The organism is Cognatishimia activa (assembly GCF_026016445.1).
GTDB classification, from domain to species: Bacteria; Pseudomonadota; Alphaproteobacteria; order Rhodobacterales; family Rhodobacteraceae; genus Cognatishimia; species Cognatishimia activa_B.
The window spans coordinates 2,062,189-2,083,802 of sequence record NZ_CP096147.1 but is presented as its reverse complement, the minus strand read 5'-3'; the positions used below and the strand labels follow the sequence as shown (position 1 = coordinate 2,083,802).

Below are 21,614 nucleotides of genomic sequence, written 5' to 3'. Positions count from 1 at the left end.
CTCTGCCATCCAATGGCAGTCCTTAGATCTCTGATTTTAGGTGGCAGCTATATCCGAAGAATGAACGATAGACTCAATCTAGGGGAAATTCCTTAAATACTTTCACCGCCAAAAAGCCACCCATTCGATCAGCTCTGCAAACTTGCGCGCTGCGAATAGCGCTCCTGTGCCATCAAGCCAGACCTGATCAGCGACCAGAGCCAAAACCAAAGAAAACACAATTCCGATGGCAATTGAGTTGGTCATAAAAAGAAATCCCCGGCCTTCGCTTTAGCAAGATATGCCTGAGCGATGCCGGGGACGCAATTGTCTTAGAAAGGCTTGGGTAATGGCTTAGACCATTTGGCCCATTTTAGCCGCCACATCCGCCATACGTGCTGAGAAGCCCCATTCGTTGTCATACCATGCCAGAACGCGCACGGTGCGGCCGCCGACCACTTTGGTTTGGTCAGGAGCGAAGATGGAGCTTTCGGTGGTGTGGTTGAAGTCGATGGACACCTTGGCTTCTGGATCGTAGCCCAGCACACCTTTCATATGTGTCGCTGCGGCTTCGCGCACCACTTCGTTTACGTCCTCAACGGTGACGTCTTTGGAGGCGACGAAGGTCAGGTCAACGGCGGAAACGTTTGGCGTTGGAACGCGCATGGAGGTGCCGTCAAGCTTGCCTTTGAGTTCTGGCAGAACCTCTCCTAATGCTTTTGCGGCACCGGTGGAGGTTGGGATCATCGCCATGGCCGCAGAGCGTGCGCGGTAGAGGTCTTTGTGGCGACGGTCCAGCGTTGGCTGGTCACCTGTGTAGCTGTGGATCGTGGTCATCAGACCGTTTTCGATGCCAATCGCTTCGTGCAGCACCTTTGCCAGAGGGGCGAGGCAGTTGGTGGTGCAGGAACCGTTGGAGATCATGTTGTCGTTGGCGGTCAGCAGGTTGTCGTTCACGCCGAAGACAATGGTTTTCTGAACATTCTTGGCTGGGGCAGAGATCAGCACCTTTTTGGCGCCACGCTCCAGGTGCTTCGCTGCTTTTTCACCGTCATTGAAGTTGCCGGTACATTCGAGCACAACGTCAACGCCAGTCCAGTCGAGCTCATCCATATCGTAGGTCGAGAACATGCGCATCGGGCCTTGGCCCACATCCATGGTGCCGTTCTGAACCACAACGTCATTGGCGAAACGACCGTGGACAGAGTCATAGCGGATCAGGTGTGCCGCGGTTTCGATTGGGCCAGTTGCGTTTACCTTCACGACGTGAACGTCATCGCGCGCCGCTTCTGCGATGTGCATCAGTGTGCAACGTCCGATCCGGCCAAAGCCATTGATACCTACGGTGACAGCCATCAGAAACTTCCTTGTTCGGTCAAAACAGATTTGCTGATCGTATAGCGGCCTAGCTTAGCTATAAAAAGTAAAAACACCTTTTAAGACAATGTGTTAACGTTAACAGTGGCGCAGGGGGTACCGTTGGCGTTAACGGTGGCGGCACCGTTTGCGATAACGATTTCTCAGGGCAATGCAGAATAGGCCGCAAGCGCGCGTTCTCGCGAATCTTTTAGGTCGATCATTGGTGGTGGGTAGTGGCCAGGTAGGCTGAGCTGCACCTCTTCAGAGGCCTCCCAGGGCGCGTGAATGTGTTTGGCATCCAAATGGGCCAATTCCGGCACATAGGTGCGGATATAGGTGCCATCCATATCGAATTTACGGGCCTGTGTGACCGGGTTGAATATCCGAAAGTAGGGAGCGGCGTCTGCGCCAGACCCAGCCACCCATTGCCAGCTGGCGGCATTGTTGGCGGGATCGGCATCAAAGAGCGTGTCGTGGAACCAAGCAAGCCCGTGACGCCAGTGGATCATCAGGTTTTTCGTCAGAAACGAGGCGACAATCATGCGCACGCGATTGTGCATATAGCCGGTCTGCCAAAGCTCTCGCATGCCGGCATCTATAATGGGAAAACCGGTCTGGCCCCGTGTCCATTTGCGCAGATCTTCCGGGGCCTCTCGCCAGGGAAAGGTGTCGAACTTCTGGTTTAGGTTCCGCGAGTGGAGGTTCGGATTTCGGAAGAGCAGATGGTAAGAAAACTCGCGCCAGGCCAGTTCGGATTTGAAGTGCGTAGTGTCTTCGGATGCGGGAAGAGCAGCGACGGCGTGCCAGATTTGATTGGGGGAAATCTCCCCGAAATGCAGATGTGGTGACAGGCGTGAGGTGGCTTGGTGGGCCGGGAAATCGCGACCCTTTTTGTAGCCCCTCAAAGCTCTTTCGATGAACGTACAAAGCGATTGCGCCGCGCCGCATTCGCCCGGTTGCCAATGCGATGTCACGGACTGGTGCCAATCGGTATTTGGTAGGAGCTTGGAAAGATCTGCCTTTGAGTGTTGGGAAAACTCCGCGAACTCCAAAATTGGGGCGGGCAAAGGATGCCGTGGCAGCGGAGCAGCTGTGCATCCACGTTTGAAGAATGGGGTGAAAACCCGATAGGGTGTTTGATCGGGTTTTTGCACCTCCCAGGGCTCCCAGAGCAGGCTGCCATTCAGGCTCAGGACGCGGGTGCCCTGTGTTTCCAGTTGCGATTTCAGGGTTTGATCCTGCGCGATACCATCTGGATCGTAACGTCGAGTCCATGTGACATGTGCAGCATTGGTTTCTGTAACCAGCTTCGGCAGAATATCCAAAGGGCGCCCGGCAAGGATCAGAAGGTTGTTATTCAGCGAGCCCTTCAACTGATGCAGGCTGTGGCACAGCCAAACCCGGCTTGCGCTACCAAGTCCCTCCAGATGATCAGGGTCCAAGATATAGAGCGGAAGCACCGCCCCAGTCTTGGCAGCGGCGCAGAGCGCAGGATTGTCGCTGAGACGTAAGTCTTTGCGAAACCAGTGAATGTTGACGGACATATGCGCTCCAATGAGGGGTCTTTGAAGCAACTGTAGTGCGCATTTTAGCCATGACCAGTGGCGGCAGGTCAGATGATGTGGAATTTGAGAGCGCCTGCGCCCGCCGCCTAGTTCTGAGCTTCCGCTCCGGCCAGATCATTCAGGATTGGGCAGTCAGGGCGATGGTCTCCTGCGCAGGCATTGACCAGCGCGGCCAGTGTTTCATGCATTCCATTCAATTCAGCGATTTTGCGCTCGATTTCTTGCATGTGGGATACAGCGAGCTTGCGAACTTCGGCGCTTTCACGGTCGTCTTTGTCATAAAGAGAAAGCAGTTGCCTGCAGCTGTCGATGCTGAACCCAAGTCGTCGGGCGCGGGCGAGGAACCTGAGATGATGAAGATCGCTTTCGGTGAATTGGCGGTAGCCATTTGAGGCACGCTTTGGGATGACAAGGCCGATGTCCTCATAGTAGCGAATGGTCTTGCTCGGAAGGCCCGTGGCGTCTGAGATATCTCCGATATTCATGCAATTCCCTCCTGGTTGGGTGCCAATTGGCGCAGTCTCAGCGCGTTCATCACGACAAAGAGTGAGCTCATGGCCATTGCTCCGGCTCCGAGCATGGGTGAAAGTTGCCAGCCTAGCCAAGCATAGAACACCCCAGCGGCGACCGGGATCAGCACTGTGTTGTATCCAAAGGCCCAGAACAGGTTTTGACGGATGTTGCGCATGGTTGCCTTTGAGATCGTCATAGCCGTCAGAAGTTTGCGTAGATCGCCGGTGGTCAGCACAACATCTGCGCTTTCCAGAGCGATATCCGTTCCATTGCCCATGGCGATGCCGACGTCTGCCTGAGATAAAGCGGGCGCGTCGTTGATGCCGTCTCCGACGAAGGCAACATTGCCAAATTCAGCCTGCAACTCTTTGACCTTTTGTGCCTTTTCGGTCGGCAATACTGATCCGAAGGCACGCATAATGCCGACCTGCGTTGCGACATGGTCAGCGGCTTCTGGTCGGTCGCCAGAGATCAAAACAGTGTTCAATCCCAAAGCGGAGAGTTGTGAGATTATCGGAGCAGCTTCGGCTTTAAGTTGGTCTTCCAATTCAAAGATCGCGATTACAGTCGTTTCATTGGCCATGAAGACGACGGTGCGCCCCAGCGAAAGCGCCTTTGAGATTTCTGTTTCGAAGCTCTGCAAGGGGAGACCGAGTTCCCTCGCAAATCCCAAAGACCCAATCGATATGCGCTGGTCGTCAATAGTAGCGGATAGGCCCAATCCAACCGTGGCCTTCACGTCCTGCGCTTGAGGCAGCTCGACATCGCGGGTGGCGGTCTTGAAGGCTTCAGCGATTGGATGTTCAGACTGATGCTCTGCACTTGCAGCGAGAGCCAACGCTTGGGTTTCAGAGATGCCCTTCGCTACATGGGTTTCCGCGATGTGTGGCTTGCCCAGCGTCAGCGTGCCGGTTTTGTCAAAGGCCACAGTTGAAACATCCTGAAGGCGTTGTAGGGCATCACCTTTGGCAAAGAGCACCCCTAATTCGGCCCCACGTCCGGTTCCCACCATGATCGACATGGGCACGGCGAGACCCATGGCGCAGGGGCAGGCGATGATCAGTACTGAGACCATGGCGATCAGGGCATGAGAAAGCTGTGGTTCTGGCCCAAGTAGGTACCAGCCTAAGAAGGTCAGTGCCGAAATTGCGAGGACTGCGGGTACGAATATCTGTACCACTTTATCAGCCATTGATTGCACGGGAAGCACCGCGGCTTGCGCCTCTTCGACAGTGCGCACGATTTGCGACAGGAGCGTCGCGCTCCCGACCTGGGATGCGCGAATAACCAGAGCACCTGAGCCATTGATCGTGCCACCTGTAACGGGATCCCCTTCTGCCTTGCTGACCGGTAGTGGTTCGCCCGTCAGCATGGCCTCATCCATGTCGCTTCTTCCGCTGATCACAATACCATCTGCAGGTGCCCGGCTGCCTGGCTTCAGGGAGATCAGATCGCCAACTTGCAGCGCCGCTGCAGGGATTTCTTTTGGCTTGCCGTCAATTAGAACCGTTGCTGTATCAGGCATATGATCCATCAGCTTTTCGATGGCGGTGCCGGCGCGTGACTTGGCGCGGTCCTCAAGCCAACGGCCCAGCAGGATCAGTGTCACGATAACCGCAGCAGCTTCGAAATAGACATGGCGTGCGCTTAGCGGGATCAGAGTGGGTGCGAAGAGCACCACCGAGGAATACCCCCAGGCGGAAAGGCTACCTAGGGCCACAAGAGTGTCCATATTGGGGCTGCCGCGAAGGAGCAACGGAATGCCCTTGGTGATGAAAGCCAAACCTGGACCGAACAGCACGGCGGTTGTCAGGATAAATTGAAATATCAGCAGGTTGCCATGACCGAAGGTCATCATCTGCCAATGGTGAAAGCTGGGGACGATATGCCCGCCCATTTCCGAGATAAACACCGGCAATGCTAGGATCATTGCCAATATCAAACGCTTACGCGCAGAATTTCGGGTTTCATCGGAATGAGAACGATGGGTGCCATCGGATGGCTCGGCGGAATAGCCGACTGACTGAACGGCCTTCAGCGCCGCATCTTGATCGAGCTCTGCACCAATCAGATAGGCCTTGCCACTTGCGAAATTGACCCGTGCGGTTTCAGTGCCGTCCAGGGATTGCAGAGATTTTTCGACCCGCCGGGCGCAGCCTGCGCAGGTCATGCCGGAAATGTCGAGAGTCAGAGTATTCGGGGCCATTGATAACGTCCTTGGAATCTCCCTTCTTTATAGGGGTTCCAGTCACTGGAAGGTCAAGTGGTGCCCGTGGATTTTGTTAAGAAATGGTTCTGAAAGGATTGTTGGGCGATTTGCCACTCTCGCTCTGTTTTGCCCGTGCCGCTTTCCGCTGAGGAGCCAAATTCAAGCTGAACGAGATGTCGATGAAGTGCGCAAAGGCCAAGAACCGCGGCGGCACCCGCCAATCGATGCGCCGCTGAGGGCAGGTCCTCATCGTCTTCATTTTTTAGCTGCTTGAGAAACATCTGCATGTCTTGCTGAAGCTCCTCAAAATGGGCCTGAGTTTTTTCCTCGCCAATATTTGCGACAACGTCATTGAGGATCTCTTCGTTCAGAACGTGATCTTCAATCGGAGCGATGCCCCCCCAATCCGCGCCTTCAGAATCCGAAAGAGCGGATTCGAGTGCGAGATTCAACGCCTGTGATGTCAGAGGTTTTTGCAAAACCTGAGAGATGACCTCTGGATCGATCTGATCGTTGGCGAACGAAAGGGACTGCGCCGTGAGCGCGATGATTGGTGTGTCCTTTGAGGCCCCGTTTGAACGGCGTATCAATTCGGCTGCAGTCAACCCGTCCATGTCTGGCATGCTGATATCCATCAGGATCAAATCAAACGCCTTCTCCTTTGCGGTCTCAACGCCATGCTTGCCACCGGTGGCCAGCGTGACACGATGCCCCGCATTTTGAAGCATATCTGACGCGATCATCCGATTGATCTCATTGTCTTCCACCAGCAGGATGTCAGACGGATGAGCAGAGACGAGGTTCCGATCGTGCATGCCTTTTGGCAGCACCACTGCATTGACCGGTCTCATCGGCAGTCGGAACCAAAAGAGGCTGCCTTCGTTTGGGATGCTCTCAGCGCCGATATCTCCGCCCATAGATGTGACGATGCGTTTGGTGATGCCCAGACCGAGGCCTGTCCCTTGTTTACGCCGAGCAAAGGAGGTGTCGCTGGCATAGAAGTCTTCAAAAACTTTACTGACTTCCTCTTCAGTAATGCCAATCCCGTCATCTATGATGCGAAATTCGATTATATCACCTTGCCCGAAATGATCGACTTCGACACAAACACTTCCTCCCGTGGTGAACTTGATTGCGTTCCCCACCAGATTGAGAAGCACTTGTTGTAGGGCCAACTGGTCACCCAAAACGCTGTCGGGCACGTTTTTAAAGACGCGAATATCCAGCCGCGTCTCTGCCTGTTCTGCGAATGGACGCTGACTTTCGACAATTTCAGGAATCAACTGATGAAGGTCGATAGGCGTAAGCTGGCGCGGCAAGCGCGCCTCATCCAGCCGAGAGAGTTCCAGCACGTCGTTGATATGGCGTTGCAGGATTTCACCGGAAGTTTGCATCGCTGTGACATAGCGTTCCTGGCCCGCATCCAATTCTGTTTTGGACAACAGATCCGCCGCGCCAAGTACACCATTGAGCGGGGTGCGGATTTCGTGGCTCATCACCGCCAGCAAGCGCGCCTTAGCTTTTTCACCAGCCTGCGCATCATCACGGGCCTGTTTCAAACTCTCTTCGGCCTCGAGCCGCGCTGAGATATCGCGCACATAGGCGACATAGATGTCAGAACGTTCTTCGGTTTCGGCCTGCACCAGCGAGATTTCAACCGGGAAGGTTGCGCCGTTTTTCCGTGTGGCTTTCGTCTCGACCCGCCCTTTGGCCAGTAAACCCGATTTGGCCGGGTTGTTATAGCTTCCATCCTCATTCCGGCCTCTGATCAGGGCACTGAGATAGATGTCGTCCGCGGATTTGAGATCGATATCAAACAGGCGTTCCGCGGCGCGGTTCATATCCAGCAATTTACCATCAGGATCCGTGACCAGAATTGCATCCAGAGATGCGTGGATCATGCTTGCAATACGCGCGCGTGCCATCCTGTTGTCATCCGAGATCGTCTGCGCGCGCTTGTAGAGCCGCCTAAGAACGATGATCAGCAGTATCAACCCAACAATCAGAGCCATCGTTGCTGCAAATAGACGTAGCAAGAGGTCGCGCGTGTCATTACGCAGTGCCTCCCCAAGCTGCGCGTTATTCAAAACACCATTGAGGGCAAGGTGTCTGATGGGATCGTCGATAGATTTTGTCTTGCTGATAAGTTTCTCAAGTTCCCTCGCCATGACCACGTCATCCCCATCGATATAGGGGAGGGCCGCATTCAAATACGCAAGAACTTCAGAAAGATGATTGGAAAATGTCGGCTGCGTGCGATGGATCGCGTAGCTGTCACCTTCCTGAAGGGTAAGAACACGGCTGAAAAGCACATCAAACCGATGTCTTACTTCTCCATATCCTGCAGGATCATCGGCTTCTGCCAGCGCTGTCGTCAGACGGCGATAATCGACCTCAACCTGAGAGAGGTGCCACAGCCCATCGCCGCTGCTCGCTTTTGAGAGACGATCCACTTGCTGTGCCACGCTGATGACAAGCGTGCCGATTTGAAAAAGGGCAAGGGCAAGCGCCAAAACAAACAAAGTCGTTTTTAATCCGCCAGAGATGCGCATTGGTGACCGCCATTTCATATTGCCCCGGCGCGAGTCTATTTCATGACCTTGATCCGATCCAGCTGCCATATGCTGCGCGAGTAAATGGTTTCGGTTCGGTAGGCCACATTTGAATCATAGGGATATACGATCCACAATGGTCCCTTGTTGCGCACAGACATGACTTCACCGTTGCGCATATAGGCGAGGATTGGTCCCCCGACTTGTGCGTCAGTCATGGGTATTTCCACGTGATAGTCATTTATGGCGCTGGCCACCAAGTGATCGCCCTGCACACCCAGCTTTTCCGCGAGCGTATGCAATTCAACACCTGTGAAGAGCTGTGCACCTTCAGTCCAGATGGTTGTGGTTTCAAAGGTTGTGACAGGCATTTCGGCAAGCATTTGCAAGTCAAAATGTGCAGCACCCTCTCCATTGGTGCGTGCGATGTCACCGGTGACCGTTAAGATCACTGGGCCAGATGGGGCCGTGATTTCTTCGGCGGCAGATACACCGGGCAAAAGAAGAACAACACACAGCGCGAGAAATCTTTTCAAGATCATTATCAAGGCCTTCAATTCGCTTCACCCCAATTTTGTGCCACAGCTAGAGCAACAATGAACCTGTTCAAATGCAGGGAATTATACCCGAAAGGATAGGAGGGTCACCAAAAGTCATAGCCATCGGTAGAAGATTCGCGCTAAGCTCAACCTGAGATTTCAACCGACGCGCTTCTGTGGGGTCAACATAATCAGGTGACCAATTAGTCCGAACCCGCTATAGCGCGTCAAAAGCCTCTACGATGGTTGCTACCATGCGCATATTAATTGCTGATGACCATGATTTGGTTCGAGAGACCCTTTCGGCCTATTTGGAAAATGCCGGAGGGGCTGAAGTGGCCTTAGCCAGTTCGTTGCCAGAGACCTTGAAGGTCGGCGCGGAGCAGGGGCCTTTTGATCTGCTTTTGCTCGATTACAACATGCCCGGCATGATGGGGTTGGAAGGGTTGGACAAGGCCATTGAAGCTGGCGTTGCAAAAGGCGTGGCCATTCTGTCAGGCAATGCACCTGCTAATTTGGCGCAGGATGCGGTTGATCGTGGCGCCATTGGGTATTTGCCGAAAACCATGACCGCCCAGAGCCTAGTACATGCCGTACGGTTTATGCTGGCGGGTGAGACTTTCGTGCCGGTTTCCCATATGGCTGGGAACGCAGATCAGAACCCGCTCGCGCAGCAACTCAGCCGCCGCGAGGCCGAGGTTTTGAACGGATTGTGCCGTGGATTGGCAAACAAGGAAATCGCACGCGAGTTGGACCTGCAAGAGGTCACAATCAAGCTGCACGTCCGGACGCTTTGCAAAAAGCTTGAGGCCAAAAACAGGACTCATGCGGCGATGATCGCAAAGGAAGCAGGGCTGTTCTGACCTGCCTCCTATTTATAACTTAGCTGCGCCATGGTCCGTGATGGGAGCCTTCCTGATCCAAACGCAGGAAGCTATGCGCCCCAAAGAAATCCCTTTGTCCTTGGATCAAATCGGCAGTGCCGCGCGCCTGACGGATTTCGTCATACCATGACAAAGCCGATGAAAGCGCTGGTACGGGCAACCCTGCCAAAACAGCCTGAGCTACCACACGACGCAGGGCGCCGATATGTTTGGCCAAGAGAGGCGCAAAGAAGTCTGACAGGATCAGGCGCCCCTCAGGGAGATCACCTCGGAAGGCGGTTGCAATGTCATCCAACAGGGCTGAACGGATAATGCAGCCCTCACGCCAGATCTCAGCAACGCGGGCATAATCAAGATCCCAGCCAAATTCATCTGACGCGGCATGTAGAATACGGAACCCTTGCGCATAGGCCAGAATACGTGCGGATAGGAGCGCAGATTCTAGATCAGCTTCATTGAAACTGACGTCATCAGTTTCCGGTTCTGCATTCAGGATGTTTGCAGCCACTTGCCGGGTATCGCGTTCGGAGGACAATACGCGCGCGCCGACAGCGGCTTCGATGATGGAGGCGGATTGCCCCATGCGGATGGCTTCGATAACCGTCCAACGTCCGGTGCCTTTTTGGCCTGCTTTGTCCACAATCACATCAACAACGGGTTTGCCCGTATTTGGGTCGACAGCGGCTAGAATTTTCCCTGTGATTTCTGTCAAGTAGCTGCGCAACGCGCCTTCGTTCCAACGGTCGAACAGAGGTGCAATATCTGCAGGAGCTCGGCCCTCTCCATCACGAAGCAGGCCATAGGTTTCTGCAATCAACTGCATGTCGGCATATTCGATGCCATTGTGAACAGTTTTCACGAAATGCCCTGCGCCATCTGGGCCAAGATGGGCCACGCATGGGTCGCCTTCGTGTTTCGCGGCGATGGCTTCCAGAACAGGTCGAATTGGCTCCCAGGCGCTGGGCGATCCACCAACCATCATGGATGGACCGCGACGTGCGCCTTCGGCGCCGCCACTAACGCCGACACCCAGAAAATTGAAACCTGCGGCTTCCACTTTTGCGGTGCGCGCCTGCGTTTCGCGAAAATCGCTATTACCGCCGTCGATGATTGTGTCGCCAGGCGCGAGATGCGGAAGGAGGGCATCAATCGTGGCATCAACCGGCGCGCCAGCGGGGACAAGCAAGATGATCGCACGGGGAGCTGACATTTTGGAGACGAGGTCAGCAGGGCTTTCGGTCTTGGTGAGTTTAGAGGCAAGTTCACCAGCTTCAGAGATCAGAGCGTCGATGGTGCTGGGATCAAGATTGTAGAGCGCAATCGGGTGTCCGTTTTCGGCGATATTCAACGCCAGGGCACTGCCCATTGTCCCAACTCCAATCAAACCCATTGAGGCCACGGCCATGTGCAACTCCCATCACTTGTCCTGAGCCTCACAGCAATTACTCCAGAGGCAATTTCGGTACTGATGTATGCAGCGCGTCAGTTGCAAACATCCCCCTTAAGCGGCTTATCGGTCCGCCCAGGCCTGTGCAAGTGTTCCCAGATTGCCACGTCGCGTTAAAGCCGCTGTTCGCTCGCTTTTCTTTGCGCCAAAAGCGGGTAGTGTGCCCACAACGATAGCGAGCAGGACGACCATGGGAATTCTTAAGACGATTTTGGCAGCAAGCCTTGTTTTTGGCGGCGCAAGCAGCATTGCAGTGCAAGCAGAGGCTGAACAGATTGGCTATGGCCGCCTGATTGTGAACGACTTTCTGGGGGATGGGCAAGACCGTTGGCGGTCTGGCTCGATTGTTGGCAGCCATCTCTATGGTCAACCTTGGGGAGGCCAACGTCCTGAGGGTTTTGGCGACCTGATCGAGATGCGGATTATGGGGCAAGTGATTGCTCCAGATAATTTGCAGAGCCCAGATCCAACGGATCGTCCTTATGCAGGTGCTTTGTCCATTGGTGCGCATACTCATTTTGAGCGCAGCGGCTTTGACATCGCTCTCGGTGCTGATCTGACTCTCGTCGGTCCGAGCTCGGGGATTGGTGATATACAGACTTGGCTACACAATGCCTTTTCTGTTGCTGAACCGTCTGACACGGTTCTCAATAATCAGGTTGGCAACAAGCTTGCCCTCACCGGGGTTGCTGAAGTTGGTTATATTTACGAACTCAGCGAGAACGCGCGTCTGCGCCCATTTGTCGAAGCACGGGCAGGGGATGAAACACTGCTGCGTGCGGGATTTGATTTCACATTGGGTCAATTTGGCCATGACGAACTTTTGGTGCGCGATCCTGTCAGCGGCCAGCGCTATCAGACAACATATCAGAACCGCCCCGGTTGGTCATTTCTGGCAGGCGCTGATTTTGCCGTTGTTCAAAGCTCGATCTATCTGCCCGCATCTTCCGGCGTCACAATTGAAGACACCCGTGAACGGTATCGCATCGGCATGAACTGGCAGGGTGAGAGCACCAGCGTCTACTATGGTGCGACTTGGCTGAGCCCAGAGTTTACCGGCCAGGACGAGGGCCAGGTCGTTGGTGCGGTGCGTATACGGTTTGACTTTTAAACCACTGGTATCAATTCGAGATTCTTTAGGGGCTTCCCAGAGCGAATCACTTTTGTTAACGTCAGCCCAATAAGAATTTGAGGCAGGACACGGAACATGGGAGCGGGCTTTCTTGGCACGTTCGTCATTTCCTGGTCGCAAACAGAAGTTGATGGTCTTGGGACTGCACCCTTAAGCGCAATTCAGAAAGGCGCAGTGTGGTCTTGGCGTGGGGACGCCGTTCGGGTTGATGGCCCAACGGACTTGTTGCGACTAGAGCGTGGCGAAAGCGAAATGATCTTGCGGCGCAAGGCGGCTCGCATGGTGCGCAAACTTGTTGGCGCGGCCATGACGGGCACAAATCGCATTCAGGACATCGATGTTGATGAAACGCTGCAGGACAGCTCTTTTGTTGTGTCTGATGGCCAGCAAAGTTACACCGTGACGCTGATCAACGTTGAGCAGGGCGCGCCGCTCTTGATGTTTGTTGACCAAATTCCACCAAAGGGCGTTGATCTGTGGGTTGTGCATCATTCGTTGGATGCGGCCATCGATGATCCTCTTGATCCAGAAACCGCACGGGTGATCTGTTTCACACCGGGCACTTTGATTGAAACGCCAACCGGACCAGTGCCGATCGAGCAGTTGCGCGAAGGCGATGCTGTTGTCACCAAGGACAACGGTGCGCAGGAGGTGCAATGGATCGGGTCGCGCCGCATGACAGGCGCGCGCCTCTTTGCGTTACCAAAACTGCGCCCAATTCGCATTCGTCCCGGCGCTTTGGGGCATGATTGGCCGCGTCGCGAGCTGGTGGTTTCTCCTGAACATCGCGTCTTGGTACGTGGCGAGGTTGCCCGCGCATTGTTCAATACGCCTGAGGTTTTGGTCTCTGCGCGCCAGCTCGAAAATGGGCAGTCGGTGACTTTGGATTATCGCTCTCGAGAGGTGACATACATGCATCTTATGTTGCCGCAGCATGAGATCATTTTCGCGAACGGGGTAGAGACCGAAAGCTTCCATCCGGCTGATGCCGCTATGTCAGCTCTGGATGCCGAAGACAGAGAACGGCTTTTGGGTCTGAACCCAGAATTGGAAGCGCGGCCTTATACTTATGGCGATCACGCGAGACGCCAATTGACTGCTTCAGAGGCAGCAATCCTGCGTCACGAGGCTGCTTAAACACACATCGTAGAAAGTACTAAGCGGACAAGGCGATTGAACTTCAATCGCCTTATCTTTGTTTTAGAAGGGTGCAAAACCATCGTTTTTAATCGATGGAGTGGTCCAGCGTTCCTGCGGCGACACCGGTTTTGCATCGGTGCCTAGCGGTGGAATGGCTCCGTGATCGCCATAGAGCCAAAGCACGATATTTGAACGTTCGCCCTCAGTGATTGGCATGGATTCATGCGGTACACTGCCGTGGTGGATCAGGGCGGTGCCTGGTGCGAAAGTCAACTCTTCTACCCGGCGTGTTGCGCGGTCGAAAAAGCGGACACCAGAGCCTGAGAAGTCTTCTCCGGGCAGGTTCAAATTGATGTTCAGCGTAACTGCTGATGCATCCGTGTGCGCGCGCAGCGAGGTGTCTTTGTCGGCTTGCCACTGGATCGAGAACCCAAAGGTCTGCGTGTCATACCCCATGACATCCGGGAACAAGAGCCGCGAGATTGGGCGCATGTAGCTGTTCATCAGACCTTGGTAGAACGATTGGAACTGTGGCGCGGCAAGGAAACCTTCCGACCGACTGTCCAACATCGCACCGCCCCGGTTCAGCGAGATGCCATAGGGAGGACGAAGAGGGATGCCCGCATCCGCGACGTTCTCAAGGTAGTCCCGAAAGGACCTTAGCTGTTCTGGGTCGAAGAATTGAGCCTTATAGACACCAGGGAAGACTTCCTCCCACAGATCCTTGACCGCGGCCTCGGAGCTTGGGTTTTGCCACGCTTGCTCAACAGCTGCGCGCAAATGAGGGTCATATAGGCTGTCGTCCGGCCCCAAACCTTCGGCTTCATTGTTTTCCCATTCCGACCAAGCCTCTTGAAGAAGGTTCCGGTTGTCGGCCCAAAAACGTTGAACCGATGGCGCGCGCATCAGCTGCTCGTCGCGGGTTGGCCGTTCTACAGAGCGTGCCTGTTCAAGTGCATTTGTTTGCATTGTCGTTTCTCTAGCTATTGTAAGTGGTTGCGGCTTAACCAAGCCGCGCTACGGCGTCTTTGATGCCCTGCATCACCTGTGCGCGATGGTCTGCATCTAGGGCCGCTGAATGCGGGGAGGCAAAGGTTCGGCTGTCATTGTCAAAGTACTTGCCTGACGCGTTTGCAAAAGAATTTCCCAGAGCCGCCGCGATCAGAATGTCCGCACCTATGTTCAGATCGTTGCCGGCGACGCCAAACCCTTCTTTGACCATCTTGGAAGCCAGCAATGAGCCTGGGTTGACTGCCACGACGACCGCATTTTCACCGAGTTCCTGTGCGAGTTCATGCGACCAGATGGTGATTGCCAATTTGCTTTGAGCGTAGGCACCCATGTCGTCAAGTTGCCGCTGGCCAAGCATGGCCTGCAGGTCGACAGGGGCTTGTGCGGCGGAGGAGAGGTTCACGATCCGGCCGCCCTTGGACAGGATTGGCAACAGAGCCTCAGTCAGAATGTAAGGCGCGAATGTATTGACCATGAAACGCGTATCAAATCCTTCCGCAGTTTTTGCGTTAGGGAGTTTGAAAACGCCGGCGTTGTTGATGATGACATCAATCGTGGCGTGGCTCTCTCGAATATCAGCAGCAAGAGCGTGAACATCGGCGATCTTAGAAAGATCTGCGATGTAGGTTTCCGGTCCACCGCCGACTTCTTTGGCCGCATTTTCGAGCTTCGCCTTGCTACGGCCATGCAAAAGGACTGTGTGTCCTTCGGCGGCCAGTTTCTTAGCGGTCACTAGACCGATGCCATCGGTAGCGCCTGTGATGAGAATAGTTTTGGTCATGGTCGTCCTTTGGAGTTTTGAGGAGCGGAGGTCCGCCATACGTCTGAGAAATTTAGAAGCGCACCAGCGTGCGGCTTTCGATGCTTTTGCGAATGCTGGACACGTTGGGATCTTCGATCATGTCCAAAGCGCTATGCGCGATAGAGGCGCGGCCGCGATTGTCGTAGATGTTGAAAAACGCGACATCATCCGGGGTCATCTTTGACATATAAATCCACTCATGATCCGGGTTCGCGGCCAATCCCATGATCTGCCCTTTGCGATCCGGGTAGATCAGGTCGAGCAATATCCAGTCGTCATCGGCCACACTCTCTGGCAGGATGAAACCCAGCGGTGCAGAGTTGATAGGATTGTCGATCGGGCGCCAGACATTGATGAAAGCGTAGTGCCCTTGGCTCCACTCTTCGGCGGTGCCTTCGCCGAGGATATCAATGATCCGCTGTTTCGCGCCGTGCAGGCTATAGTCGCTATGCACATTTCGTGCGGGTTTTCGATCTGCGTCCGGGTCATCAAGGCGAACGGTATGGTCGAAGATCACCACTTCTTTCGCGTCAAGCTCGCTGGTCAAAAGCTTGGTCAGCTCTTGATCGTATGTCGCGCGCCAATTCGCTGTGTTGTCAAATTGTGTGACAGCTGTTGGGAAGCTGCTGAAGCCGACAGATGATCCTTCAAATGTCGTCGCGGCCCCAACGCCCCGTTCATCATAAACGGTCACTTCTGTCGGAGCGAGCTCAGGTGATATGAGATTGCCGACAATACCACCGGCATCCAGCTCAAATGCTTGCCTATGCGGTTTGTGGACATGGTAATTAACCATCGCTGTTCTTGTCATAAGAGGCTCCTGCTTCCGTGTTGCATCAGACTTAAAGCAGTGAAAAAATATAAAAACGGGCTGGAAATGATTTCAGTATTCCGAAAAAGTATAAAATATGGAGACTCAAACCCTACGATTATTCGTTTTGGCGGCAGAAATGCTGAACATCAGTGCAGCAGGGCGGGCGCTTGGCATGGCTCCGGCGGTGGCCAGCACTCGGATTGCCAAATTGGAACGGTTTTTGGGGGCTGAGTTGCTTCACCGGTCTACGCGCAAAGTCTCCCTGTCACTTGAGGGGCAGGACTTTCTGCCCTACGCCCGCGAAATGATTGCCCAGGAAGAAGCGGCATTGGCGGTTCTTGGAAAAGGGCAGACGAGCATAAGTGGGCGCTTGCGGTTCACGGCGCCAAGCACATTTGCCCAGATCTACATAGCGCCGCTGTTGCCAGCGTTTATGGACGCATATCCTGACTTGATGCTTGATCTGCATTTTTCGGATGCGCAGTTCGACTTGATTGAAGGAAGCTATGATCTTGCACTGCGCAATTCTGTTCTGGAGGACAGCAGCCTGACCGCACGCAAACTTGCAGATGACAAGCGCATCCTCTGTGCATCCCCAGAGTATTTGGCGCGGTTTGGGACGCCTGAAGACCCTGCGGAGCTTGATAGCCACCGAATGATTGCGTTTCGGGACCGAGATCCGCGTGGGTTGGTTTCCGAAGATGGCACTGTCACCGATTTCGATCCAAAGCGTTGTGCTCACACTTTGGTTTTGAACGATGGGCAGACTCAAAAGCAGGCCACTTTGTCCGGCGCGGGCATATCCATCTGCTCACTTTGGCTCGTGCATGATGAGCTTGGATCAGGGCAGCTCGTGCAGGTGCTGCCGAAATATGAAATCGCGCAGAAGCCAGCACTTTGGCTGATCTATCCCAAAAGCAATGTGGTCTCTGCCAAAGTCCGGGTCTTTATTGATTTCCTGACCGAGCATATCGGCAAAAAACCTGTTTGGGCTAAAACAGCTTAAGTTTGTGGTTTTGGGCCGTTGACTCCCATTTATTCCTAGCTATAAGCCCCATTTCATTGGTGTTGGTGGCCCCCGCAAGGGGATTCCTGTCATTCCGGCCAAATCCGGGAAGAGGACAACGCCCTTCGAAACCCTATACGAAGGAGATCAGCAGATGACTAAGAGAACTGCTGCCAAGTACAAAATCGATCGCCGCATGGGCGAAAACATCTGGGGCCGTCCTAAGTCCCCACTGAACCGTCGCGAATATGGCCCAGGCCAGCACGGTCAGCGCCGTAAGGGCAAACTTTCTGACTTCGGTATCCAGCTGCGCGCGAAGCAAAAGCTGAAAGGTTACTACGGTGACCTGACCGAGAAACAATTCCGTCGCATCTACGGTGAAGCGGTTCGTGTGAACGGCGACACAGGTGAAAACCTGATCGGTCTGCTGGAGCGCCGCCTGGACGCAGTTGTCTACCGCGCGAAATTCGTTGCGACTGTTTTTGCTGCACGTCAGTTCGTGAACCACGGCCACGTGAAAGTGAACGGCAAGAAAGTGAACATCCCATCCTACCGCGTCAAAGAAGGCGACGTGATCGAAGTGCGTGATCGTTCCAAGCAACTGGCAGTTCTGCTGGAAGCAACTCAACTGGCAGAGCGTGATGTTCCTGACTACATCGACGCAGACCACTCCAAAATGACTGCAACTTTCGTGCGCACCCCAGGCCTGTCCGATGTGCCATACCCGGTTGTTATGGAACCAAACCTGGTTGTTGAATTCTACGCGAAGAACTAAGTTTTTCGCTGACATTCAAAGAATTACCGAAACCGCGCTGGGCAACCAGCGCGGTATTTTTGTTTTTCTTGGGAGAAGAATGTCAGCTGTGAGCCCAAAACGACAAATGCTGCGCCATTCTACGAATGTCTGTTTTCAGTTTTCGGAACGCTGTTTTGGTTTCTGTGCAAGAGGACTGCGAAGACCACCACACCGAGGCTTAGAAAAGAGCAAATCGCAAATGTTCCTGCCATTGCAGCGCGGATTTGAACTGTTAAATCGCCTGCGTTGCCTTCGACATCTGCCAGAGACCAGAAAAGGGCGCTGACAGCTCCTGCTCCCAAGATAAAACCGAAATTGCGGCTCAGATTGAGAATACCTGAGGTCACTCCACGATCCGGTTCTGATGTCTGCGCCATCACCGACGTGTTCAGTGCAGCCAAGAAAATCTGATAGCTGGGCGAAAGCATCAAAAAAGCCAGTAAGAAACCGGCAAGCCCGAATATGTAAGGGAGGCCCGCCATCAAAGAGGTTGTGATAACCATCGCGGATGCACCCACTAGCACCGCGCGATTAGCTCCAATCCTTTCCGTCAATCGTCCTGCCGGAATGCCGCTTAAGGCAGATGCAATCGGGCCGACAGACATCGCCAGCCCCATCTGGGCAATCGTCAACTCAAGCCCATGCATCAAGAAGAATGGTCCGACCACTAAAATACCCATCATGACGAGAGACACGATCGCGTTCATGACAAGACTGACGCGCACATGCTTAGACCGCAGTAAACTAAGCGGGATGATTGGTGACACAGAGCGTTTCTCAATCCAAAGGAACGCGAGGAATGCGACACCAGCGGCAACTGCGAGTATTGCAATGGCAAGATCAAAGCCACCGGCCAAATCAGAAATTAGGAACGTTAGAGCCGCCAAAGAAAAAGCCAAAACGCTTGCGCCAGGAAGGTCAAATTCCCTGTGTTCGTTGGTATGTCTGAGGTTTTGAATGTAGAGAAAACAAAGTGCTAGTGCGGCCAAAGCCAAAGGTATCTGCAACAGATAGACGGCGCGCCAGCCGAATGTAGCCACAACAGCGCCTCCAATGGCAGGACCGGATGCTGTGCCAATAGCAGACATCGTTCCCATTGCTCCCATCCATCGTCCGACCCGGCCTGATGGAATAAAGTCGCGAACCAAGGCCAGTGGCATTGCCATCATTCCGGCAGCCCCCATGCCTTGGATAAATCGGCTTGCAATCAAGATCGGTAGCGTAGGCGCTTGAAGGGCAAGGAGTGCGCCCAATGTGTAGAGACATAGACTGACGACAAGCACAGAGCGCCTGCCCCAAAGATCGCCAGCGCGTCCGACCGGGACGATGAATGCAGTGGTTGCCAAAATGTAGGCAGACACCACCAGGGCAGGGTTGACGCCATGATCCTGAAAGCTCTCTGAAAGCTCCGGTAAAGTGACAGCAGCAGTGCTGGTGCCCAGTGACGCAAGAACAATCGAAAGACTGGGGCCAGACAGAATCGCCAGTGCCTTTTCTTGATCCGTAGATATGTATGAATCGCTCACCCAAACGGCTCCATTGCAAAAACTGAACACACAGCCTACAACTTGAAGCTAAGTTCAGGTCAATAGGTTTTCGTATGGAGAAACTTCTGGATATCGCTGAGGTGTCAGACCAGTCTGGCGTGAGCGCTTCGGGGCTGCGCTACTATGAAAAAAAGAAGCTCATTGGTTCGGTTGCTCGAAACGGGCTGCGCCGACAATATGAGCCAGATGTTCTCCAGCAGCTGGCCCTGATCATTCTCGCGAAATCGGCAGGGTTCACGCTCGATGAGATAGGATCGGTTCTAAACCGACCCGGAGCAACAGTCATTCCTCGCGCTGCGCTGATCGATAAGGCCAGCAATCTGGAAGATCAGGCCAAACGATTGGTCAATCTTGCCGACATGCTGCGTCATGTAGCGAACTGCCCTTATGAGGACCATTTCGAATGTTCTCGCTTCCAGAAACTGTTGAAAGTTGCCACCCGAGTTAAAACCAATTGAGATGCGGCAATTGTGAAGCAGACATTGGAGCACGTACAGCGAAAGCCTCCTTTGTCCGCAGAGCAGACCTTGCACATCTTTTATTACAAATACTCTACCCGCCAAAACTCGCCCTGAATTCCGTAGGTGTGCGCCCGCTGAAATCGCGAAATGCGGTGTTGAACGCGGATAAGGAGCTGTAGCCAACAGAAAAGGCAATCTCGGTGATTTGGCGTTGCGGGTCAGCGAGCGCTTCGATTGCGCGGTTCATGCGTAATCTGCGCAAAGCTTGGCGCCAGTTCATGCCAAGTTCTTCTGAAAACCGACGCGCGAGGGTGCGGGGGCTGACAGCGACATTTGCTGCGATTTCTTCGAAATTCGGGGTGCCAGCAAGTTGTTCTTCTGTCAGGACAAGGGCTGCTTTGACAGCTTCGCTTTGACCCGATGGCAGACCTGCTTTTGTCGGTGTTTCCGCAAGTTTCCATGTATTTGCTGCAAGCATCTTAAAAAGCTGCTCACCGTAGTCGTCCAAGGTGCTTTGGGGGTCATAGTCGCGGCAGGCCAACACCAATTCACGGGCCAGCGGTGTCATCTCAAAGACCGAAAGGCTCGCAGGTGGTGGTTTCACAAAAGACGGGTCAAAGAGGACCGAACAGGCCGACAGTTTTTGCGGCATGGTGACTTTGATCTCTCGGCCCGCATGAATAAGGGCAGCACGGGCAGGGGGGAGCGTCCAGCCTTTGCCCTCTGCTTCGAGCCGCATCGCACCCTTGGCCGCATAAAGCAGATAGTGGCGGTCCATCACGAGTGTTTTGGTGGGCTCTGGGTCGAAATCTTTTACAAAGGCGTAGGCAGGGGGGTCAGTCATAATTGGAGCATAACGCGGGATCGGTCAGGCATCGACCGGGTTGGCAATAAATCTTTTAGAGACGGGTGGGGCTAGCATCTGTGGACCCAGCGCTGCGCCGACGGATGCGAAACTGTCAGAGGCCAGATAGGCCGTGAAACCCTCCTCGGACTGCCATTCGTGCATGATCTCGATGGTGTTGGGTTGTTCGGGATTAAGGAAGGCTTGGAATTTCAAATTCCCCGGCATACCGCGCACAGTCGCGGCTTCATTGATCAAGACTTTCAGAGCTGCGTCTCGTTCGCTGTCTGTGACGCGGAATTCTACGTGGGCGATGAACATAGTGCTCTCCTATATCTGAGGTTTTACAAAGTGGTAGCCTTGAGACACGCGGGCAGGCACGCCTTTCTCAAAGGGGATTGTTCTGCGCAGCTCCAGCCCCGCGGCTTCTCCTATGGCTTTGACAGCATCTGCTGAGAACCAGCGATGCCGCCATCTGAGCCAAATGAAGACCTGACAGAAATGCGGACGTGAAATCGCTAAAAGCAAAGAGCCGCCGGGGGCGGTGATGCGGGCAAGGTGATGAAAGGCAGCCTGCGGGTTAGGGCAATGTTCAATGACATGGGCACAGAGCGTGACATCAAATGACTGATTGGGCATGTATCCAAACAAATCTTGCTGGATCGCTGCTGCAGACGGGAAGGTCTGTTGGGCTTGATCCAACATCGATTGCGCTCGGTCCAGAAGGACGTGCTCGATGGGGCGCTGTCTGACCTGGCAATAGGCTTTGGACAGTTCGCCGCTCCCTGATCCGACATCAATCAGTCTTTGGGCGCGGCTATGCGGGGCCTCTGTGGCCAACTTCCGATAGGCGGCAGGAAAACCGTGGTCTTCCAGCATGCGCCGCCAGTTGGGGGCGGCCGCGTTATATCTGCGATCTAGTTCCATCGATCTCTCCGAGTTATGAACGGCAGCCTAAGCTCTGCACTCAGATCTGACTTGCGCTGGTTGGACAGAATTGCGCTTGGAACGGAC

The 21,614-nt window shown here is 54.2% G+C and carries 21 protein-coding genes; 6 read left to right on the top strand and 15 right to left on the bottom strand.

What is annotated here, in order from left to right; translation table 11 throughout:
• Window positions 1–102: 102 nt before the first annotated feature.
• The 7 genes from M0D42_RS10405 to M0D42_RS10375 form a co-directional block, all read right to left on the bottom strand.
• Window positions 103–246 carry a glyceraldehyde-3-phosphate dehydrogenase gene (locus M0D42_RS10405; protein WP_265018545.1) on the bottom strand — a complete coding sequence of 48 codons (144 nt, stop codon included), beginning with the start codon at window positions 244–246 and terminating at the stop codon, window positions 103–105.
• An 87-nt stretch (window positions 247–333) separates the two neighbouring features.
• Entirely contained in the window at window positions 334–1,335 is a 1,002-nt protein-coding gene (gap, locus tag M0D42_RS10400) for a type I glyceraldehyde-3-phosphate dehydrogenase (protein WP_265018544.1), read from the bottom strand.
• A gap of 164 nt (window positions 1,336–1,499) precedes the next feature.
• Window positions 1,500–2,882: a cryptochrome/photolyase family protein gene (locus M0D42_RS10395; RefSeq protein WP_265018543.1), complete on the bottom strand. Its 1,383-nt coding sequence runs from the start codon at window positions 2,880–2,882 to the stop codon at window positions 1,500–1,502.
• 107 nt (window positions 2,883–2,989) lie between these two features.
• Window positions 2,990–3,388 carry a Cu(I)-responsive transcriptional regulator gene (cueR, locus tag M0D42_RS10390; protein WP_265018542.1) on the bottom strand — a complete coding sequence of 133 codons (399 nt, stop codon included), beginning with the start codon at window positions 3,386–3,388 and terminating at the stop codon, window positions 2,990–2,992.
• Entirely contained in the window at window positions 3,385–5,622 is a 2,238-nt protein-coding gene (locus tag M0D42_RS10385; protein ID WP_265018541.1) for a heavy metal translocating P-type ATPase, read from the bottom strand. The genes cueR and M0D42_RS10385 overlap by 4 nt, the downstream gene beginning before the upstream one ends.
• Before the next feature lie 53 nt (window positions 5,623–5,675).
• The gene (locus M0D42_RS10380) at window positions 5,676–8,177 is read right to left on the bottom strand and encodes a hybrid sensor histidine kinase/response regulator (protein ID WP_265018540.1); all 2,502 of its coding nucleotides are present in this window, start codon (window positions 8,175–8,177) and stop codon (window positions 5,676–5,678) included.
• Window positions 8,178–8,212: 35 nt separating this feature from the next.
• Window positions 8,213–8,719: a molybdopterin-dependent oxidoreductase gene (locus M0D42_RS10375; protein ID WP_265018539.1), complete on the bottom strand. Its 507-nt coding sequence runs from the start codon at window positions 8,717–8,719 to the stop codon at window positions 8,213–8,215.
• A gap of 251 nt (window positions 8,720–8,970) precedes the next feature.
• On the opposite strand from M0D42_RS10375, the gene M0D42_RS10370 reads away from it, so the two are divergent.
• Entirely contained in the window at window positions 8,971–9,579 is a 609-nt protein-coding gene (locus M0D42_RS10370; protein WP_265018538.1) for a response regulator, read from the top strand.
• A gap of 19 nt (window positions 9,580–9,598) precedes the next feature.
• On the opposite strand, the gene gndA is transcribed toward M0D42_RS10370, so the two are convergent.
• Window positions 9,599–11,005: an NADP-dependent phosphogluconate dehydrogenase gene (gene gndA / locus M0D42_RS10365; protein ID WP_265018537.1), complete on the bottom strand. Its 1,407-nt coding sequence runs from the start codon at window positions 11,003–11,005 to the stop codon at window positions 9,599–9,601.
• Window positions 11,006–11,237: 232 nt separating this feature from the next.
• On the opposite strand from gndA, the gene M0D42_RS10360 reads away from it, so the two are divergent.
• Together M0D42_RS10360 and M0D42_RS10355 are read left to right on the top strand one after the other, a co-directional pair.
• On the top strand, window positions 11,238–12,158 hold the full coding sequence (locus tag M0D42_RS10360) for a lipid A deacylase LpxR family protein (protein ID WP_265018536.1): 921 nt from the start codon (window positions 11,238–11,240) through the stop codon (window positions 12,156–12,158).
• A 96-nt stretch (window positions 12,159–12,254) separates the two neighbouring features.
• The gene (locus tag M0D42_RS10355) at window positions 12,255–13,316 is read left to right on the top strand and encodes a Hint domain-containing protein (protein WP_265018535.1); all 1,062 of its coding nucleotides are present in this window, start codon (window positions 12,255–12,257) and stop codon (window positions 13,314–13,316) included.
• Between the two features lie 63 nt (window positions 13,317–13,379).
• On the opposite strand, the gene M0D42_RS10350 is transcribed toward M0D42_RS10355, so the two are convergent.
• The 3 genes from M0D42_RS10350 to M0D42_RS10340 are packed head-to-tail and all read right to left on the bottom strand — an operon-like array spanning window position 13,380 to window position 15,943.
• The gene (locus M0D42_RS10350) at window positions 13,380–14,288 is read right to left on the bottom strand and encodes a 2OG-Fe(II) oxygenase (RefSeq protein WP_265018534.1); all 909 of its coding nucleotides are present in this window, start codon (window positions 14,286–14,288) and stop codon (window positions 13,380–13,382) included.
• A gap of 34 nt (window positions 14,289–14,322) precedes the next feature.
• Entirely contained in the window at window positions 14,323–15,111 is a 789-nt protein-coding gene (locus tag M0D42_RS10345) for an SDR family NAD(P)-dependent oxidoreductase (protein ID WP_265018533.1), read from the bottom strand.
• A 52-nt stretch (window positions 15,112–15,163) separates the two neighbouring features.
• Window positions 15,164–15,943: a CmcJ/NvfI family oxidoreductase gene (locus M0D42_RS10340; protein ID WP_265018532.1), complete on the bottom strand. Its 780-nt coding sequence runs from the start codon at window positions 15,941–15,943 to the stop codon at window positions 15,164–15,166.
• Between the two features lie 97 nt (window positions 15,944–16,040).
• Between M0D42_RS10340 and M0D42_RS10335 the strand changes: the two genes are divergently transcribed.
• Window positions 16,041–16,952: a LysR family transcriptional regulator gene (locus tag M0D42_RS10335; RefSeq protein ID WP_265018531.1), complete on the top strand. Its 912-nt coding sequence runs from the start codon at window positions 16,041–16,043 to the stop codon at window positions 16,950–16,952.
• A 154-nt stretch (window positions 16,953–17,106) separates the two neighbouring features.
• Window positions 17,107–17,727, top strand: a complete 621-nt coding sequence (gene rpsD, locus M0D42_RS10330) for a 30S ribosomal protein S4 (RefSeq protein WP_265018530.1) — start codon at window positions 17,107–17,109, stop codon at window positions 17,725–17,727.
• A gap of 119 nt (window positions 17,728–17,846) precedes the next feature.
• Here rpsD and M0D42_RS10325 read toward each other — a convergent pair whose 3' ends face one another.
• Complete coding sequence (locus M0D42_RS10325) at window positions 17,847–19,274, bottom strand: MFS transporter (protein WP_265018529.1); 1,428 nt, start codon at window positions 19,272–19,274, stop codon at window positions 17,847–17,849.
• A 74-nt stretch (window positions 19,275–19,348) separates the two neighbouring features.
• Here M0D42_RS10325 and M0D42_RS10320 point away from each other — a divergent pair, with 74 nt between their 5' ends.
• Window positions 19,349–19,753, top strand: a complete 405-nt coding sequence (locus M0D42_RS10320; protein ID WP_265018528.1) for a helix-turn-helix domain-containing protein — start codon at window positions 19,349–19,351, stop codon at window positions 19,751–19,753.
• 94 nt (window positions 19,754–19,847) lie between these two features.
• Here the strand turns inward: M0D42_RS10320 and M0D42_RS10315 are convergent, their stop codons facing one another.
• Genes M0D42_RS10315 through M0D42_RS10305 form a run of 3 tightly spaced genes read right to left on the bottom strand, consistent with a single transcriptional unit; the run spans window position 19,848 to window position 21,527 of the window.
• On the bottom strand, window positions 19,848–20,600 hold the full coding sequence (locus M0D42_RS10315; RefSeq protein ID WP_265018527.1) for an AraC family transcriptional regulator: 753 nt from the start codon (window positions 20,598–20,600) through the stop codon (window positions 19,848–19,850).
• A gap of 24 nt (window positions 20,601–20,624) precedes the next feature.
• Entirely contained in the window at window positions 20,625–20,921 is a 297-nt protein-coding gene (locus M0D42_RS10310) for a putative quinol monooxygenase (RefSeq protein WP_265018526.1), read from the bottom strand.
• A gap of 9 nt (window positions 20,922–20,930) precedes the next feature.
• Window positions 20,931–21,527: a class I SAM-dependent methyltransferase gene (locus M0D42_RS10305; protein WP_265018525.1), complete on the bottom strand. Its 597-nt coding sequence runs from the start codon at window positions 21,525–21,527 to the stop codon at window positions 20,931–20,933.
• Between the last annotated feature and the right edge of the window lie 87 nt (window positions 21,528–21,614).